Annotated in this window: 17 protein-coding genes; 7 read left to right on the forward strand and 10 right to left on the reverse strand. The window is 69.1% G+C overall.

The genetic code is table 11. The annotated features are described in order from the left end of the window. Positions 1–45: 45 nt before the first annotated feature. The 5 genes from metG to FB559_RS07030 form a co-directional block, all read right to left on the reverse strand. Positions 46–1,836, reverse strand: a complete 1,791-nt coding sequence (gene metG / locus FB559_RS07010; protein ID WP_141954510.1) for a methionine--tRNA ligase — start codon at positions 1,834–1,836, stop codon at positions 46–48. 70 nt (positions 1,837–1,906) lie between these two features. After that, on the reverse strand, positions 1,907–2,800 hold the full coding sequence (locus FB559_RS07015) for a CDP-alcohol phosphatidyltransferase family protein (RefSeq protein WP_141954512.1): 894 nt from the start codon (positions 2,798–2,800) through the stop codon (positions 1,907–1,909). Positions 2,801–3,196: 396 nt separating this feature from the next. Further along, entirely contained in the window at positions 3,197–4,330 is a 1,134-nt protein-coding gene (locus FB559_RS07020; protein ID WP_141954514.1) for a CU044_5270 family protein, read from the reverse strand. Further along, positions 4,327–4,884 carry an RNA polymerase sigma factor gene (locus tag FB559_RS07025; RefSeq protein ID WP_141954517.1) on the reverse strand — a complete coding sequence of 186 codons (558 nt, stop codon included), beginning with the start codon at positions 4,882–4,884 and terminating at the stop codon, positions 4,327–4,329. The genes FB559_RS07020 and FB559_RS07025 overlap by 4 nt, the downstream gene beginning before the upstream one ends. Before the next feature lie 125 nt (positions 4,885–5,009). Next, positions 5,010–6,272 (reverse strand): glycosyltransferase family 2 protein, encoded by a 1,263-nt coding sequence (locus FB559_RS07030; RefSeq protein ID WP_425455053.1) that lies wholly within the window; start codon positions 6,270–6,272, stop codon positions 5,010–5,012. Between the two features lie 271 nt (positions 6,273–6,543). Here FB559_RS07030 and FB559_RS07035 point away from each other — a divergent pair, with 271 nt between their 5' ends. The 4 genes from FB559_RS07035 to FB559_RS07050 all read left to right on the forward strand — a co-directional run bounded on the left by FB559_RS07035 (position 6,544) and on the right by FB559_RS07050 (position 10,343). Then, a complete protein-coding gene (locus tag FB559_RS07035) occupies positions 6,544–8,217 on the forward strand; it encodes a hypothetical protein (protein WP_246121394.1) in 1,674 nt (557 codons plus the stop codon). Positions 8,218–8,286: 69 nt separating this feature from the next. After that, entirely contained in the window at positions 8,287–8,670 is a 384-nt protein-coding gene (locus tag FB559_RS07040) for a hypothetical protein (RefSeq protein ID WP_141954519.1), read from the forward strand. 3 nt (positions 8,671–8,673) lie between these two features. After that, a complete protein-coding gene (locus FB559_RS07045; protein ID WP_141954521.1) occupies positions 8,674–9,744 on the forward strand; it encodes a PEP/pyruvate-binding domain-containing protein in 1,071 nt (356 codons plus the stop codon). Further along, positions 9,744–10,343, forward strand: a complete 600-nt coding sequence (locus FB559_RS07050) for a hypothetical protein (protein WP_141954523.1) — start codon at positions 9,744–9,746, stop codon at positions 10,341–10,343. Before FB559_RS07045 ends, FB559_RS07050 begins: the two co-directional genes overlap by 1 nt. A gap of 50 nt (positions 10,344–10,393) precedes the next feature. On the opposite strand, the gene FB559_RS07055 is transcribed toward FB559_RS07050, so the two are convergent. Beyond that, a complete protein-coding gene (locus FB559_RS07055; protein WP_141954526.1) occupies positions 10,394–10,693 on the reverse strand; it encodes a hypothetical protein in 300 nt (99 codons plus the stop codon). Between the two features lie 105 nt (positions 10,694–10,798). Next, on the reverse strand, positions 10,799–11,647 hold the full coding sequence (gene rsmI, locus FB559_RS07060; RefSeq protein ID WP_141954528.1) for a 16S rRNA (cytidine(1402)-2'-O)-methyltransferase: 849 nt from the start codon (positions 11,645–11,647) through the stop codon (positions 10,799–10,801). Positions 11,648–11,769: 122 nt separating this feature from the next. Between rsmI and FB559_RS07065 the strand changes: the two genes are divergently transcribed. Both FB559_RS07065 and FB559_RS07070 read left to right on the forward strand, forming a co-directional pair. Continuing rightward, positions 11,770–13,332, forward strand: coding sequence for a dolichyl-phosphate-mannose--protein mannosyltransferase (locus FB559_RS07065; protein ID WP_141961543.1), 1,563 nt, complete (start codon positions 11,770–11,772; stop codon positions 13,330–13,332). Continuing rightward, positions 13,323–14,303, forward strand: a complete 981-nt coding sequence (locus tag FB559_RS07070) for a magnesium transporter CorA family protein (protein ID WP_141954530.1) — start codon at positions 13,323–13,325, stop codon at positions 14,301–14,303. Before FB559_RS07065 ends, FB559_RS07070 begins: the two co-directional genes overlap by 10 nt. Here the strand turns inward: FB559_RS07070 and FB559_RS07075 are convergent. The 3 genes from FB559_RS07075 to FB559_RS07085 all read right to left on the reverse strand — a co-directional run bounded on the left by FB559_RS07075 (position 14,300) and on the right by FB559_RS07085 (position 16,899). Next, entirely contained in the window at positions 14,300–15,253 is a 954-nt protein-coding gene (locus FB559_RS07075) for an IS481 family transposase (protein ID WP_141954532.1), read from the reverse strand. The two genes, FB559_RS07070 and FB559_RS07075, sit on opposite strands and share 4 nt — an antisense overlap. A 116-nt stretch (positions 15,254–15,369) precedes the next feature. Further along, positions 15,370–15,945 carry a Uma2 family endonuclease gene (locus FB559_RS07080; RefSeq protein ID WP_141954534.1) on the reverse strand — a complete coding sequence of 192 codons (576 nt, stop codon included), beginning with the start codon at positions 15,943–15,945 and terminating at the stop codon, positions 15,370–15,372. Between the two features lie 36 nt (positions 15,946–15,981). Next, complete coding sequence (locus FB559_RS07085) at positions 15,982–16,899, reverse strand: threonine/serine dehydratase (RefSeq protein WP_141954536.1); 918 nt, start codon at positions 16,897–16,899, stop codon at positions 15,982–15,984. Positions 16,900–17,075: 176 nt separating this feature from the next. Between FB559_RS07085 and FB559_RS07090 the strand changes: the two genes are divergently transcribed. Then, the gene (locus FB559_RS07090) at positions 17,076–17,477 is read left to right on the forward strand and encodes a luciferase domain-containing protein (RefSeq protein WP_141954538.1); all 402 of its coding nucleotides are present in this window, start codon (positions 17,076–17,078) and stop codon (positions 17,475–17,477) included. Positions 17,478–17,482: the final 5 nt, after the last annotated feature.

A 17,482-nucleotide genomic window follows, 5' to 3' on the forward strand; every position in this document is an offset into this window, starting at 1 on the left:
AGCGAGCAACGCTGCTGTGCTTATCGGTTCACTCACTTCGTTCGCTCACGTCTGCTCGAGCCGGGCCAGCTCCTCGTCGACGACCGAGGGGTCGAGCTTGGTGAAGAGCGGTTTCGGCGGTGCGAGCGGGACACCAGGGGTGATCGGCTGGGACTCCCAGCGCGCCGCCGTGTCGTACGCGCCGGTCAGCACCTGGTAGCCGGTGCCGCCCTCCTCGTCGACATCCTGGATCTCCGGCATGCCGCTCCACTCGCCCTCGCCACCGAGCATCTTGTGCACCTTGTCGGAGGAGTTCGGCAGGAACGGCGTCATCAGCGACTTGGCGTCGTCGATGAGCTGCAGCGCGACGTGCAGGATGGTCTTCATCCGCTCCGGGTCCTCGGTGCGGAGCTTCCACGGCGCCTCGTCGGACAGGTACTTGTTGGCCTCGGCGATGGTCCGCATGGTCTCGCTGACGGCGTTCTTGAACCGCGACCGCGACAGCTCCGCGCCGACCGCGTCGAAGGCCTTGCGCGAGCGCTCCATGATCGCCCGATCGCGGTCGGTCAGGTCGCCCGCGGCCGGGATCTCCCCGATGTTCTTGGCCGCGAACGAGACCGACCGGTTGACCAGGTTTCCCCACGCGGCGACGAGCTCGTCGTTGTTGCGGCGGACGAACTCCGACCAGGTGAAGTCGGTGTCCTGGTTCTCCGGGCCGGCCACCGCGATGTAGTAGCGCAGCGCGTCGACGTCGTAGCGCTCCAGGAAGTCGCGTACGTAGATCACGACCTGCCGTGACGAGGAGAACTTGCGTCCCTCCATCGTCAGGAACTCCGAGGAGACGATCTCGTTGGGCAGGTCCAGCTTGCCGAGCGAATTCGGCCGGCCGCCCTTGTCGCCCTCCCCGTTGTAGCCGAGCAGCATCGCCGGCCAGATCTCCGAGTGGAAGACGATGTTGTCCTTGCCCATGAAGTAGTAGGACTCGGCGTCGGGGTTCTGCCACCACGCGCGCCACGCGTCCGGGTCACCGGAGCGCTTGGCCCACTCGACGGAGGCGGACAGGTAGCCGATGACGGCGTCGAACCAGACGTAGAGCCGCTTGTCGGGCCGGTCGATCCAGCCCGGCAGCGGCACCGGCACGCCCCAGTCGAGGTCGCGGCTGATCGGCCGCGGCTGCATGTCATCGAGGAGGTTGCGGGTGAACTTGTAGACGTTCGGCCGCCACAGCCCCTCCTTGCTCTGCAGCCAGGAGCCGAGAGTCTCGGAAAAGGCCGGCAGGTCGAGGAAGAAGTGCTCGGTCTCGACGAACTCCGGCGCCTCGCCGTTGATGCGGCTCCGGGGGTTGATCAGGTCGATCGGGTCGAGCTGGTTGCCGCAGTTGTCACACTGGTCGCCGCGCGCACTGTCGTACCCGCAGATCGGGCAGGTGCCCTCGATGTAGCGGTCGGGCAGCGTACGGCCGGTGGACGGCGAGATCGCGCCCATCGTGGTCTTCTCGAAGACGTAGCCGTTGGCGTGCAGGCCCTTGAAGATCTCCTGGGCGACGCCGTAGTGGTTGCGCGTCGTCGTCCGGGTGAACAGGTCATAGGACATGCCGAGGCCGTGGAGGTCCTGGCCGATCACCTTGTTGTAGCGGTCGGCGAGCTCGCGGGCGCTCACGCCCTCCTTGTCGGCCTGCACCTGGATGGGCGTGCCGTGCTCGTCGGTGCCGCTGACCATCAGGACCTTGTTTCCTGCCATCCGCTGGTAGCGACTGAACATGTCGCAGGGCAGCGCGAAGCCGGAGACGTGCCCGATGTGGCGGGGCCCGTTGGCGTACGGCCAGGCGGGCGCGGTCAGGATGTGGCGGCTGGACATGCCCCTAAGACTAGAGGCCGCGCCCTCATGCCTCACGCCGATATCCGATCCGCCCGCCCGGCACGCCGGTTCAGGCCGCGACGCGAGCCGCTTCGGCCTCGGCCATCGCGAGGGCGAAGTCCCTTGTCGACAGCCACAACTTGTAGATGATCGCGATCTCGAAGACCAGCATGAGCAGGCCCGCCGTGACCGTCACCGGAATGATCGCGTCGCACAGCGGGCCGATGATGAACACGGCCATCTGGAACTCGATCCCGCTGACCAGGTGCGCACGGACCCGGCGCTGGGCCAGCCAGTCGCGGATCCGCAGGTACCACGGGAAGCGCGTACGGAAACCCTGATGAAGGTCGACCACCGGCGCCGAGGGAGCCGGCTGATGCATGTCCTGGTCCGCCTCGTCGGGGTGGATGGGCAGCACCTGCTGGATGAGCCGTTCGTCGGCCATCGGCCCGCGGGCCTCCCGTAGCCGGGCGCGCATCTCCCGACGTGCGGCGGCCACCTTCAGTGCGTCCAGGTAGCGGAGCATGTCCAGGAAGACGACCCCGATTCCCAGCCCCAGGTAGATCGGGCGGCCGGTGGCCTCGAACTGGCCGGCCGTCAGCGCGACCGCGCAGATCAGGACCCGTACGCGGTCGAAGACGTAGTCGAGCCAGCTGCCGAACACCGTGCCGGTCCCCTTGAGCCGGGCGACCTTCCCGTCCATGCAGTCGAGGACGAAGCTCAGGTGGTAGAGCACGGCTCCGGCGACGAGCCACCTCCAGTCGGCCTCCCAGAAGCACCAGGCCGCTCCCAGCCCGAGCACGAGCGCCCCGCTCGACAGGCCGTTGGGGCTCAGCGACGTGCGGTTCGCGGTGATCTTCACGAGCCGGCCGGCGAGCGGGTCGACGAGCAGGACCGTCCACCAGGCGTCACGGCCCTTGTACGTGGACCGGACGTCGTCCATCGTGAATCGCGTGGTCACCATGCCTCATTCATTGTCGTAGTACTCATCGAGCGCGTGACTGTCGTCACCGGCGTGCAGGTCCGCGTCAGGATCCAGGAGTTCTGCGAGTTGCCCGAGCAGAGCTTTCAGCATCGAGACCACCAATCAGATTCGTCACGGCACACACCCTTACTTCGCTCTTCGGCCAATTCGGGTTCCCGCCTTCAGAAGGCGTTCGTGCCTCCTCGCTAGAGGGACGGGCGCGACGCCGGAACCGCTGCACGCTCGGCCGGAATTTCTGGATCTCGGGTACCCGCCCCTTCAGACGCTTGCGAACCGCCTTCGCTATGCCTCTTTCTCACGAGAAACCGGGCCTTCTCGTGAGAAGGCCCGGCTTCGTGGGGGTCGCCGCTGCGCCGCCCGGCGCCTGGGCAGGACCTAGGAACGCCGTCCGGCCTGGTCCGTCACGGCGTAGGCGGCGCGCGCCTTCGACTGCACGTTGCCTACGGGATCGGACGGCGGCGCGCTCGACGGCGGTGGCATGAGCCGCGTTCCCGGGTGCTTGCCTCCCCCGACGTACCCGCGGACCGAACGCGTCGGCCGCACCCACGGCACGGTCCGGGTGACCACGGTGCGGGTGCCCAGATAACGGTACGAGTGCGGATCGAGGATGATCTGGCTGAGGAGGCCCACCCGTACGGACTCGCGGCCGACGGCAAGGCCGTGCCGGCCCATGGCGTCCACGACGTTCTGCTCGGTGCGCACCCCTGGGATCTTCGCCGCGGCACGGTAGACCGCCGCCTGCAACCGGTGCGGCACGGGCACCTCGGTGTCCAAGATGGCCGTGAGGTGCCGGAACGTCCAGTCGTCGCGATCCTCGTCGGTCCAGGGGGCGCCCAGCTTCACCTCGCGCGGCCGGTCGACGGTGTCGACCTTGTGCTGGATCTGCGCGAGAAGCGCGTCCGGGTCGGCCGGCATGGCCCTGAGGTCGGCGTACTCCTGAGCCGGCGTACGGTCGTCGCCCTCCTTCGACGGGTCGATGGTGATGAAGTTCAGCCGTGACGGGCTGAGGACGTGAGCCATCGACGCGAACCTGCGGCCGTCGAAACGGGTCCAGGTCTCCAGGGGCGGCTGCCGGACGGCCTTGGTCCCGGGCCCCGAGTCCGCGAACACCGTCTTCACGTACAGCCACTGGTGCGGGAGCGGCCGTACGTCATGCCCCTTCTCCACCACGCTCGCGGCGCGGTTCAGTTCCTGGACCACCGCCGCGTTCTCTATCGCGGCCTGCGGCGGGCCGGCCGGCCGCGGCGTCCGGCCGCCGACGGCGTACGCCGTCGCTCCCAGGCCGATCGCGACCGCGGCGGTGCCGGCGAGGAGCAGCAACGCTCGCCGGTGACGTACGGGCGTGACCTTACGGTCGCTGTGGCGGGGCGCGCGGGCCTCGGCGGTGATGTGCGCGATGTCCGCGTTGCGCCGGCGCCGATACGCGTCCTCGGCCATGCGGCCGACCTCGGCCGCGAGTGTGTTCGAGGGGTCCATCTCGGCTCCCGCCTTCGCGTGCTGAGGGGTCATCGGGTCTCCTCTCGTGCCATGGCGACGCGCCGGCCGCGGTCCGCCGGAGCCGATGGCGCGGCATAGGCGTGCAGCGTCTTCACGAGCCGCTTGCGGGCTCGGTGCACCCGTACGGTGAAGGTCGTCGCCGTACATCCGATGACCCGTGCCGCCTCGCGGGGCGACAGGCCGTACCAGGTCGTCAGCACGATGGCCTCGACGTCCTTCTCGGTCAGCGCCGACAGCGCCGCCTTCGCCGCGTCGCGTTCCACGACACGCTCGGCGACGTCGGGACCGGCCAGGTCGTCCGTCGTCGTGGCCGCGGTGATCCGGTCGGCCAGCACCTGCCGGCGGCGTCCGGAGTGGTACTGCTTGTAGACCAGGTTCCGCGCCACGCCGAGCAGCCACGGCAGCACCGGGTCCGGCAGGTCGTCCAGCCGTCTCCAGGCCACAAGGAACGTCTCGCTGACCACGTCCTCCGCGGCGTCCTGCTCGGCACGCAGCAGGACGTAGCCCAGCACGCTCCGATAATGGCGGTCATAGAGGACCGTGAATCGTTCGACGGGATCGATCACGCCTGTGTCCTTCGGTCGATTCGGGGCGACGCGAAGAAGTCCCTCCGGCGGGACGCCCGATTACATCGGGCCCGGAGAAAGAAGAAAGGGCCCCGGCGTTCGCCGGGGCCCCCTCGCACGCGGTGTCAGACGGTCTCGGCCGCGTCCTTGCTCTCGTCCCGCGCGTCCTCGTCCTCGGCGGCCGTGATGGTCGTGCCCTCGGCGGCCGTGAGCTTGAGGGTCTTGGCCTCGCCGGCGACCCGTACGACCGCGGCGTCGACGACGTCGGCGGCCTCCTCGGCCGGGTCGGTGACCGGCGGGTGGGAACGGCGCCGGATGGCGAGGATGCTGACGAACAGCGACGCGAACATGATCTGGAAGCTCATGATCAGCGCGGTGGCGGCCGGCATCACGATGCGGAGCGAGTCGCGCGGGTTCAGCTGGCCGAAGCTGTGTCCCTGCCAGTGGACGAGCGAGGCCACCAGCCCGACGAGGCCGGCGAGCGCGAGCAGGCCGCCGATGACGAGGCCGCGCTCGAGGCTCCAGGAGTCGACGATCCGCTGCACCCTCTTGTCATGGGGCAGGAATCCCTCCTCCATGGCATAGACCTTGGTCAGCAACGCGAACAGGACGGCCTGGAAGCCGATCACCAGCATCGCCGAGGTGCCGACGAGGGTGTCGACGTCGAAGGCGATGTCGCCGACGTGGATCGGGCCCGCGGACAGCGCGACGCTGCCGACCAGGCCGAGGGTCATGAGGAGCAGGCCCGGGATCAGGAACAGCCAGCGCGGGCTGTACAGCATGAGGAAGCGCAGGTGGCGCCAGCCGTCACGCCACGTGCTGAGGTGCGGCGCGCGGGTGCGGCCGTCCGGCGACAGTGTGGTGGGCACCTCGCGGATGTCGTACTTGGCGAGCGTGCAGCGGACCACCATCTCGCTGGCGAACTCCATGCCGCCGGTCTGCAGGCCGAGCCGCAGGATCGACTCGCGGCGGAATCCGCGCAGCCCGCAGTGGAAGTCACCGATCTTGCTGCGGAAGAACAGCCGGCCGACGAAGCTGAGGACCGGGTTGCCGAGGTAGCGGTGCAGCGCCGGCATGGCGCCGGGCGCGATGCCCCCCTTGAACCGGTTGCCCATGACCAGGTCGGCGCCGTCCCGCAACTCGGTCAGGAACGGCATCAGGTTGGTGAAGTCGTAGCTGTCGTCGGCATCGCCCATGACGACATAGGTGCCGCGGGCGGCACGGATGCCGCCCATCAGCGCGTTGCCGTACCCCTTGTCGGTCACCGGCACGACGCGGGCCCTCGCTTCGCGGGCGAGCTGCTGGCTCCCATCGGTGCTGCCGTTGTCGGCGATGATGACCTCGCCGTCGACACCGTGCTCAGCGAACGAAGCCAGGGCCTTCCGCACACAGGTCTCTACGGTCTCAGCCTCGTTCAGGCAAGGCATCACCACGGAGAGTTCCACGTCGTGTCCTCCATTACCCCTCTGCCACATGCTTTGGGGGTTTCGACTAACCTCGTCAATGTTCCGACAAGTGGCGTGTGTTACCCATGATGCCCGCCGGCAAGCGGCTACGTGTTGCAAAGCCGCAACCTTTGACTCCGCATGAAGCACCCGGCTGACGGCAGGCTGGGGGATACAGGATAAGGGCTGTGCTGTCCAGAGAGGTCGGTCGGACTTGACAACCGCGGGAGAACGCAACGGCGAGTCCGCCGTTACGGGTGCGCCACCCGACGGGCCGCCCGAGCAGTCTGCTGAGGACGAATCCCAGGTCACACCCGTCGACGCGGACGCCGACGCGGAGACCACACACGCCCGCCGTGTCGGGTTCGTCTCATTCGGTCTTCTCTCGTCCACCATCGCCGTCATCCGCCGTCACAAGACGTTCGCCGTCGTGCTCGCCGGCGGCACGCTGCTCCGGATGCTCGCCATGCTGGGGTACCGCCCGGCGTCGTGGTTCAACGACTCGTTCGACTACCTCCACGTCGCGATGTCGCCGTACCCGCATCCGATCCGGCCGGACGGCTACTCGTTCCTGCTGTACATCCTCCGGCCGTTCCACAGCTTCGCCCTGGTCGCGGGCCTGCAACACCTGATGGGCCTGGCCGGGGCCGTGATGATCTACGCCGTGCTGCGCAGAAGGTCCCGCCTGCCCGGCTGGGGAGCCTCTCTGGCGACGGTGCCGCTGCTGTATGACGCGTACCAGATCCAGCTCGAGCACCTGATCCTGTCCGACATCATGTTCGAGTTCCTGCTCGTGTCGGTGGTCACGATCCTGTTGTGGCACGGCAAGGCCATCACCTGGAAGATCGGCGGGGTCGTCGGGCTGCTCCTCGGGCTGATGACGCTGACCCGCACCGTCGGCGAGCCCGTGCTGGTCGCCGTCGTCGTCTACCTGCTGATCCAGCGGCTCAACTGGCGGGTGCTGGTCGCCACGGTCGCGCTGTGCGCGCTGCCGCTGGGCGCGTACGCGGGCTGGTTCTGGTCCTGGTACGGCAAGCCGGGGATGACGACGAGCAGCGGTGTGTTCCTGTACGCGCGGGTCACGGAGTTCGCCGACTGCAACAAGATGAAGCCGCCGGTCTCGGAGTACCCGCTCTGCAAGGACAGCAAGACCTCACACACTCCGCTGACCTTCTCCCAGGACGCCATCTGGGACCGCAACTCCCCGTTCCACCGGATCCCGGCGGCGAGGTTCACCGACTACCAGAACCAGCTCGCCAGCGACTTCGCCAAGCGCGCCATCCTGGCCCAGCCGCTGGACTACGCCCGCGTCGTGGCCAAGGACTTCCTCTACACCTTCAAGTGGCACCGTTCGGTCTTCCCGGACAAGGCGACCTACGACATGTACCAGTTCGGCGCGAAGTCCGCGGCGCTGCCGAGCTGGCGCATGAGCCGCGACCGTACGGCGTCCTCCGAGGCGCACACCTACGAGGACGGCAACGCGCGCACCCGCATCATCGACCCGTACGCCGAGTCGATCCGCGGCTACCAGAGGTTCGTCCACCTTCCCGGCACGATGCTGGGCGGGATCCTCATCGTCGGCCTGGCCGGGATGATCCCGATGTGGCGGCGCTGGGGCGGGGAGGGGTTCCTGCCCTGGATCACCGCGACGGGACTGCTGCTGGTGCCCCCGGCCACGGCCGAGTTCGACTACCGCTACGTCCTGCCCACGGTGCCGCTGGCCTGCCTCGCCGCCGCGATCACCTTCTCGCGCGAGCCGCGGGCCAAGCTCGGCAAGGCGTTCCGGTGGCGCGGCCGCACGTCCGGGCGGTCCGCGTCCGGCGACGAGCCGGAGGAGAAGACCTCACCGGGAGAGTCGCCCACCAAGGATGCGGTCGCCGCGTCCTGAGGCCCGTCTAGTGGCTTCCACCCTCAACGCCATGTTGACAACATGACGTTGAGGGCTTGAGGTGGTCGCATGGCCAGCAACGATCAGCACCACGCCGCCGACCTCGACCAGGCCCGTGAGGTCTTGGGCGCCGCCGGCGCCGCAGGCCTCGAACGCAGGCCGTGGCAGCATCCGGACCGGCCCGCCTCAGATGCCGACCTCGTGCGGTTCGCCGCCTGGGCCGCGCGCGAACCCGGCATTGATCCCAAGGTGCCGGCCGCAGGGCTGCGCCTGCTGGCGTCAGCGCGCGTGGAGCTCGAACAGCTCGAGACCGGACTGTTGTTCGCGGCGCGTGGAGCGGGGATGACGTGGCCGCAGATCGCGGACGCGCTCGACCTGGGCTCGGCGCAGGCCGCCCAGCAACGCCTGAACCGTGTGCTGGCCCGCGTCGGCCACCCGACCACGGAGTCCTGACCCGTGTTGGTGCCGCTGGCCGACGCCCACGCACGGTGCGGGGCCAAGGCCACGCACCTCGGGCGCCTGCTGCGCGCGGGCTTCGCGGTGCCTGACGGGTTCGTCATCGACGACCCGCGCGCTGAGGGCTGGGAGCACGAGCTGGCGCCGGCCCTGCGGAGACTGGGTCGCGGGCCGTTCGCGGTGCGGTCCTCCGCGCTGGGCGAGGACGGGTCCGAGGCGTCGTTCGCGGGCCAGCTGCACACGACCCTGAACGCGACCACGCCGGCGCGGGTGGCCGAGGCGGTGCGGCGCACGGCGGCCTCGGGCAGCAGCAGGGAGGCCACCGCCTATGCGGCACGGACCGTTCACCCGGCGCGGGAACTGGTGCCGGTGATCGTGCAGGTCATGGTCGATCCCGAGGCGGCCGGGGTGGCGTTCACCCGGCACCCGGTCACCGGCGCCGAGCAGGTGGTGATCGAGGCGACCACAGGGCTCGGAGACAGGCTCGCGGACGGCGCGGTCACGCCCGAACGCTGGACCCTCGGCAGGGACGTGGTGACCAGCTCGCGCGGTGCCGGGGCCCTGACGGCGTGGCAGGCACTCGATCTGGCCGAGGCCGCCCGGCGGATCGAGGACCTGTTCGGCTGTCCGCAGGACATCGAATGGGCCATCGCGGGCGGGAAGGTGTGGGTGCTACAGGCCCGCCCGATCACGACCACACCGCACACTGCGGCACGGCCGGTGACGGCTGCCGGGCAGGTGCTGGTGGCCGGGACGGCGGCCGGCCCTGGCACCGCCGCCGGCCGGGTGCGGCTGATCGCCGGACTGGACGACTTCGGCCGCTTCACCGCCGGGGACGTACTGGTCTGCCGCACGACCTCTCCGGCCTGGACACCGCTACTGGCCCGCGCGGCCGCGGTGGTCACGGAGATCGGAGGCATGCTCGCGCACGCCGCGATCGTGGCACGCGAGTTCGCCATCCCGGCGGTCCTGGCCGCCGAGGGCGCCATGACGGTGCTCGCCGACGGGCGGCGTGTGCTCGTGGACGGCACCGGCGGCACCGTGACCGCCGCTGATGAGGAGACAGCCTGATGAGCCGAACGACCCGGGCCGACGTTCTGGTCCTGCACGCCGCGCGTACCCTCGGCTACGCCACCGCCGCGCGCATCGCCGGACGGACCGGGCTGCCCGAGGCCGAGACGGCCGAGCACCTGCTGGACGCACAGGCCCGCGGATGGGTCGCCCGCTCTTCCTTCGCCGGTGACGGCGGCTGGTCTCTGACCGAGGCCGGCAAGCAGCAGGGCGAGCGACTCCTGGCGACCGAACTCGACGCCGCGGGCGCCCGCCTGGCGGTAGAGGACATCTACCAGGATTTCTTGCCGCTCAACGATGTGGTGGGCGCGGCCTGCACGGCCTGGCAGCTTGCCGAGATGGGCATCGGCGAACAACCGGTGACCCTCACCGCCACGATCACCACGCTCGAAGCGCCCGCCCACGCGCTGGCCGCACTAGAGGCGCGCCTGACCACGCACCTGGCCCGGTTCGCCGGGTACCACCAGCTCTTCGCCGTCGCACTGAACCAGGCGAGCACGGAGCCGGCGTGGATCACGGGCACCGACCGGGACTCGTGCCACCGGGTGTGGTTCGAACTGCACGAGGACCTGATCGCGACCCTGAACCTGACCCGTTGAGCGCCAGGTCTCACCGCTGTGGTCACCTGGCCGCGGTCAAGAGGTACGGCCTAGTACGCGTGGAGCCGGCGGAGACGGAAGATCATCTCTAGCTCGGCGTAGCGATGCCGCGGCAGCACGGCCACCTCGGCCCAGCCGGTGGGCAGGGTCTTGACGTCGTAGCCGCCGCACCGGGGGCAGAACAGCTCGGCCCAGGGCGAGATGCATCGCTGGCCCATGCGGCTGTAGACGACGACATCACCGCCGTGCCCGTCGGAGGAGCGACCGACCTCGAACTCCTCCTGCCACTCGTGCAGGCAGCCGAGGCACTCGTATTTCCACGTCTCACGCGAGATCATGGATTCGTGCATTACCTGTCACCCCCGGGCGAACCGGATTACGTCACGCCCTGAGTTTTCCCCATTAGTAGCCTTCTGTGGCCCCCTGAGCTGCGTAAAGCTTGCGTCAAATCATCGTCATCGCATGGTTTTCCGCGCGATCACTGCGTCATAAAGTTCCCTTTTCGGCACATGATGCTCCCGCGCAACCTCCGCGATCGCCTGTTTTCTCAGTGCGCCATCCGTGACCCGTCGCTCGACCTCTCCGGCCAGCTCGCCGAGGTCCGCCTCGCCGGCGCGGTCCGGGGCTCCCCCGACCACGACCGTGATCTCACCGCGTACGCCCCCGGCCGACCACTCGGCCAGCTCACCGAGCGGACCGCGGCGTACCTCCTCATAGGTCTTGGTCAGCTCACGGCACACGGCGGCCGGCCGGTCCCGCCCGAGCGCGGCCGCCATCGCCTCCAGGGCCGCGGTCAGGCGGTGCGGAGCCTCGAAGAAGATCATCGTGCGGGGCTCGGCGGCGAGGGCGGCCAGGCGCGCCGAGCGCTCACCGGCCTTGCGCGGCAGGAAGCCCTCGAAGCAGAAGCGGTCGCTGGGCAGCCCCGAGATGACCAGGGCGGTCGTGACCGCGGAGGGGCCGGGCAGCACGGTGACCGGCACCTCGGCCTCGATCGCCGCGGTGACGAGCCGGTAGCCGGGATCGGAGACGCCGGGCAGGCCCGCGTCGGTGATGACGAGCACGTCGTGGCCGTCGCGCAGCTGCTCCAGCAGCTCGGCGGCGCGTGCCCGCTCGTTCGCGTCGTAGTAGGACACGATCCGCGCGGTGGGACTGACGCCCAGGTCGGAGGTGAGACGCCGCAGCCGGCGCGTGTCCTCCGCGGCTATGATGTCGGCCGCGCCGAGTGCGGTGCGAAGGCGTACGGATGCGTCCTCCGCACGGCCGATCGGCGCGGCGGCCAGCGTCAGCGTCCCAGTGGTTTGCACAACCCCCATCTTCGACCACATCCACGGCACGTACCTCCGGTGGTACCGAGTCTTGTGAGAGCAGGCAGCACGAAGTGCACGATCGGCCTGGTTTCCCCCCGTACGATGTCGGGGTGGTGGCGATGACAGGGTTCGAACCAACGGCATCCCCGTTCCAGCGCGGAAAGCGCCCACCATCGCTGCGCCAGTGGATGGCGCCGGCGATCCCGGGCAACCGGCTGGTGGGGTGGCTCGCCCCGCTCGCCGTGACGCTGTTCGCGGGCGTGCTGAGGTTCTGGGACCTCTCCAAGCCACGTGCCGTGATCTTCGACGAGACGTACTACGCCAAAGACGCCTATGCGCTGCTGAAGTTCGGGTACGAGCACAACACGACCAAGAAGGCCGACCAGCTCCTACTCCAGCACCCGCGGAACACCCACATCTGGACCGACGGTGGCAGCTTCGTCGCCCACCCGCCGGCCGGAAAGTGGCTGATCGCCATCGGCGAGTGGATGTTCCACATGACGCCGTTCGGCTGGCGGTTCTCGGCGGCGCTGATCGGCACACTGTCGGTGCTGATCCTCGCCCGGGTGGCACGCCGGATGACCCGGTCGACCCTGCTCGGCTCCGCCGCCGGGCTGCTGCTCGCGGTGGACGGCATGCACCTGGTGACGAGCCGCACCGCGATCCTGGACATCTTCGTGATGTTCTGGATCCTGGCCGGGTTCGCCTGCCTGGTGATCGACCGTGACCGCACCCGCGCGGCGCTCGCACGCAAGATCGGCGAGACCGGCAACGAGAGCGACCTCGGCCCGTTCGTCATGCACTGGTGGCGCATCGCGGCGGGCCTGTGCCTGGGCACGGCCGTCGCCACCAAGTGGACCGGGATGTACTACATCGCCGCGTTCGGCTTGATGGCCCTGATCTGGGATATCGGCGCGCGCCGCGCGGCGGGAGTGCGCCAGCCGTACGCCGGAGGGTTCGCGCTCGACGCGATCCCGGCGTTCCTGTCCCTCGTCGTACTGAGCGGCATCACCTATATCGCCTGGTGGAGCGGCTGGATCTTCAACGCGGGCGGCTGGAACCACCCCAAGACCGCCGGCAACCCGATCTCCACGTTCGTCCAGGCGATGCCGAAGCTGCTGGAGTACCACCGGCAGATGTGGCACTTCCACACGACGCTCACGGTCAAGCACAGCTACCAGTCCTGGCCGTGGAACTGGATGGTGCTCAAACGCCCGGTGGCCTTCTTCTACACCGAGCCCTCGGGCTGCGGCGCCGCCAAGTGCTCACGCGAGGTGCTGAGCATCGGCACGCCCGCGATCTGGTGGGTCTCGATCGTCACGCTGCTGGTGATGGTCGGCTGGTGGCTGGTCCAGCGCGACTGGCGCGCGGGCGCGATCGTCGCCGGCTTCCTGGCCGGCTGGGTGCCGTGGTTCTACTTCGGTTTCGGCCACCGCACGATGTTCCTGTTCTACGCCACCCCGATGCTGCCCTTCATGGTGCTGTCGATCGTGCTGGTGATGGGGATGATCGTCGGCCCGGCCGACGCGCTGCCGGCCCGGCGGATGCTGGGTGCCGCCGCCGCCGGGGCGTACGTTCTGATCGTGCTGGCCAACTTCTACTTCCTGTATCCGGTGCTCACCGGGAAGATCATCCCGTACGACGCCTGGCATGCCCGGATGTGGTTCGACTCATGGATCTGAACGCCCGCACCCGCGTCTGGCGCGGTGGAAAGCTGGAGAAGGAGGGCTTCCCGGCCGCACGGATCAGCGACTACCTGGCCGAACCCGACACGATCGTGTGGCTGGACCTGTGCGACCCGAACGCCGAGGGCCTGCAGGTGATCAGCGAGGAGTTCGGCCTGGACCCGCTCGCGGTCGAGGACGCGATCAGCCACCACGAACGCCCCAAGCTCGACCACTACCAGGGCCACCTGTTCCTCAACGCCTACGCCGTACGCCTGACCGACGAGAGCGGCGCACTCGCGACCCACGAGATCTCGGCGTTCATCACCGAGCGCGCACTCGTGACCGTACGCGGCGACGAGGAGTTCGACGTCGACGCGCTGCTGAAGCAGTGGGACGACTCCCCGGACCTGGCGAAGTACGGCGTCGCGTACCTGCTGCACGGGCTGATCGACCTCATCGTCGATGGGCACTTCGATGCCGTGCAGTCGCTGGACGGCGCGATCGACGGGCTGGAGGAGCGCCTCTTCGCCGACGAGGTGCCCACCAGGGACACGCAGTACCGCAGCTACCGCCTCCGCAAGAGCCTGACTCTGCTGCGCCGGGTCGTCCTGCCGATGCGCGAGGTGGTCAACACCCTGCTCCGCCGCGACCTGGAGGTCGTCCCGGAGGAGATGACACCGTACTTCCAGGACGTCTACGACCACGTGCTACGCGCGACGGAGTGGACCGAGAGCCTGCGCGACGTCGTGACGAGCCTGCAGGAGAGCCGGATCGCCATCCAGGGCAACCACCTCAACCAGGTGATGAAGAAGCTCACCGGCTGGGCGGCGATCATCGCGGTACCGACGGCGGTGACGGGCTTCTACGGCCAGAACGTCCCTTACCCCGGTTACCAGAAGCACTGGGGCTTCGTCGTCAGCCTCGGCATCCTCATCGCCACCGCACTGGCCCTGTACGCCATCTTCAAGAAGCGCGACTGGCTCTAGATGTTCTGTCCCGTGAGGTTGGGGATGCGGCTGGCGGGTGGTTGGCCGTTCAGTGCGGTGTGTCCGCGGTGGTGGTTGTAGGCGTGCAGCCAGTCGGGGAAGGCTTGGCGTCGTTCGGTCTCTGATCGGTAGGGGCGGGCGTAGGCCCATTCCTCCAGCAGGGTGCGGTTGAGGCGTTCGACCTTGCCGTTGGTCTGGGGCCGGTAGGGGCGGGTGCGTTTGTGGACGATGCCGGCGGTGGCCAGGACGTCGCGCCAGGGGTGGGATTTGTAGCAGGCGCCGTTGTCGGTCAGGACGCGTTGGACGGTGATGCCGCAGGAGGTGAAGAAGGCCTGGGCGCGGGTCCAGAACGCGGCGGCGGTGTGTTTCTTCTCGTCGGTGAGGATTTCGCTGTAGGCCAGGCGGGAGTGGTCATCGACGGCGGTATGGATGTAGCTGTACCCGGCGCCGGAGCGGGTCTTACGCCCCGCCTGGCGGCCTAGGGTCTTGTGTCCGCCGCCGTCGGGGATGTTGCCGAGTTTCTTGATGTCGACGTGGACCAGGTCGCCCGGTGCTTGGTGTTCGTAGCGGCGGATCACCCGGCCGGTCGCCCGGTCGGTCCAGGCCAGCCGGTTGAGCCGGTAGCGCACCAGGACCCGGTGCACAGTGGCCGGGTTCAGATGCAGCAGGCCGGCGATCCGCGCCGGTCCCCACCGCCGCGCCACCCGGACCTTGATGATCCGCCGCTCGGTCCGGGTCGGGGTACGCCGTGGGCTGGTGTGTGGGCGGCTGGAACGGTCGGCCATCCCGGCCTCACCGTGGGTGCGGTAGCGGCTTGCCCACCGCTGGGCGGTCGTGACCGAGACCTGGAAGCGTTCAGCGGCCCGCCGTAGCGGCCAGCCGTCCTCCACGACACAGCGGGCCAGGCGAAGGCGTCCGGTCTCACTCAGGGGTGCGTTACGGTGCGGCATGAGGGCCTTTCTGGTCGCCGGTGCAGATGTCGCAATCCACACCGAGCCAGAAGGCCCTCACCTATTTCAAGATCATCGCACCGTGTCGCCGTCACCAACCTCCGTGGTCAGTACATCTAGATCTCGTCGATCTCGGTCAGGTCGATGTCGAACGGAACGGTGAGCTTCAGCAGGTCGTGGTGGATCCCGGTGAGCGTGTAGGCCCTGGTCGCCGGATCAAGCTCGTACACGTAGACGGTGGGCCGTCCCCCCGTGTTCTCCACTCGCCAGAAGTGCGGGATCCCGGCTGCGGCATAGAGCTGTGGCTTCCGCTCCCGATCCCGAACCTCCGAGTCCGGCGACACGACCTCGACCGCCAGAACCATGTCAGCCGGCTGAAAGTCGTTCTGGTCCATTCCGGAGATGGCTTCCGCCCAGACGACCATCACATCAGGTTCCGGTCGCTGCCGACTGGACAGGGTGACCGTCATCTGACGGCGTACGCGTAGATCAGATGGAACGACTCGGCGTATTCCGTCGGTCAGCAGCGAAACCGTCATCATGTGGATGTTGCTCTGCGGGCTTGCGAAGACCAAACCGCCATCGATCAGCTGCGCGTGCCGCGGTAACCGCGGGATGTGATCGAGATCCTTGGCCGTGAAACCCCCGGCGGGAGGAACGAACCAGGGACCGCTGTTCTCTGCGTTGGGCATGTCAGAAGGCTGTCATGGCCACCGCCCGGGGTCGGGCTAGTGGGCGAGGTCCGAGGGGTCGGTGTTGGCGCCGCAGCAGATGATGGCGACGCGTTCGCCCTCGGTGGGTTCGTACGCTCCCGTGAGCAGGGCGGCGTAGGCCGCGGCGGTGCCGTGTTCGATGGCGATGCGGTGACGCTCCCACAGAGCGCGGCGGGCGGCGATCACGTCCTCGTCGCCGACCAGCAGGGACGTCACGCCCGTGCGGTGGGCCACCGCGAAGGGGATCTCGCCCGTCCGGCGGGCGCCCAGGGAGTCGGCCGCCACGCCCGACACCTCGGCGTCGACCGGCTTCCCGGCGGCCAGGGCGGCGTGGAACGACGGGCAGCCCTCCGGCTCGACCGCGACGACGCGTGCACGGCCCTCCAGGGCCGCGGCGATGCCCGCCATCAGGCCCCCGCCGCCGACCGCCACCAGCACGGTGTCGACTCCCCCGGTCTGCTCCTCCAGCTCCAGCGCCAGTGTGCCCTGGCCCGCGCACACCTCCGGCTGGTCGTACGGGTGACAGAACAGCGCCCCGCTGTCGGCGGCGCGTTTCGTCGCGGCCTCATACGCCTCGGCGTACTCGCGGCCGACCTGCCGGACGGAGGCGCCGAGTGCTCGCAGCCGGGCCACCTTGACCGCCGGTGCCGTCTCCGGGACGTACACCTCGGCCGGTGTACCCAGCTCACGCGCCACGTGGGCGACGGCCAGGCCCGCGTTCCCCCCCGACGCGGCCACGACGCCCGCCGGCGGGAGGCCGCCGTGCTCGACCGCCGCGAGCACCCGGTTGAAGGCGCCCCGCGCCTTGAACGAGCCCGTGTGCTGCAACTGCTCGAGCTTCAGCCACAGACCGTCGGCCTCGAACACCGGAGTTGTGCGGACCCGCGAGCCCACGCGGAGGCGGGCCGCTTCGACATCGGTACGAGAGATCATCCATCTACCGTACGGCCTCGTCCCTGGTCACCCCCTGCCAGAGGGCCCTGACCACGACGAAGGCCATATTCGGGCGTCGCCGTGGTGACCACGAGGCGAAAAATGACGAAGTCCATTCATAACAATTGGGATGCGGGCTCTTATGAGGAAAGCGGCCGGCACGCAATGCTATTGCCGTGACGGGCTCCCCGAAGAGCCGGAGCGCGGGCGAGCGGGTGGCCGCGCAGCTGACGACATGGCCGGGGCTGGAGGCCAGTCGTCCCTCCTGTGGTACCGGTCGGAGCTTCAGCTTCCACGGTGGCCAGATCCTGCATCTGCACACCGGCGAGGAGGCCGACCTCCGGCTCACCCGTCCTTTCGTCCAGCGCCTCGACAAGGTGCTCGTCGAGAGCGGGCAGGTGGTGGTCCGGCCCGACGACGACTGGGTGACCGTGCTCCTGGACACCGACACTGCCGGGGCACTCCTGATCAGCCTGACGAGCCTGGCCATCCGGGCGATGGAGGAGCCCAAGGACGTCGAGCCGTGTACGTGGGAGCGCACCCGGCCCCGCAGCCGCCTCAGGGTCCGCCGGCCGTGAGCGGG

This window comes from Actinoallomurus bryophytorum, from assembly GCF_006716425.1.
Taxonomy (GTDB): Bacteria; Actinomycetota; Actinomycetes; order Streptosporangiales; family Streptosporangiaceae; genus Actinoallomurus; species Actinoallomurus bryophytorum.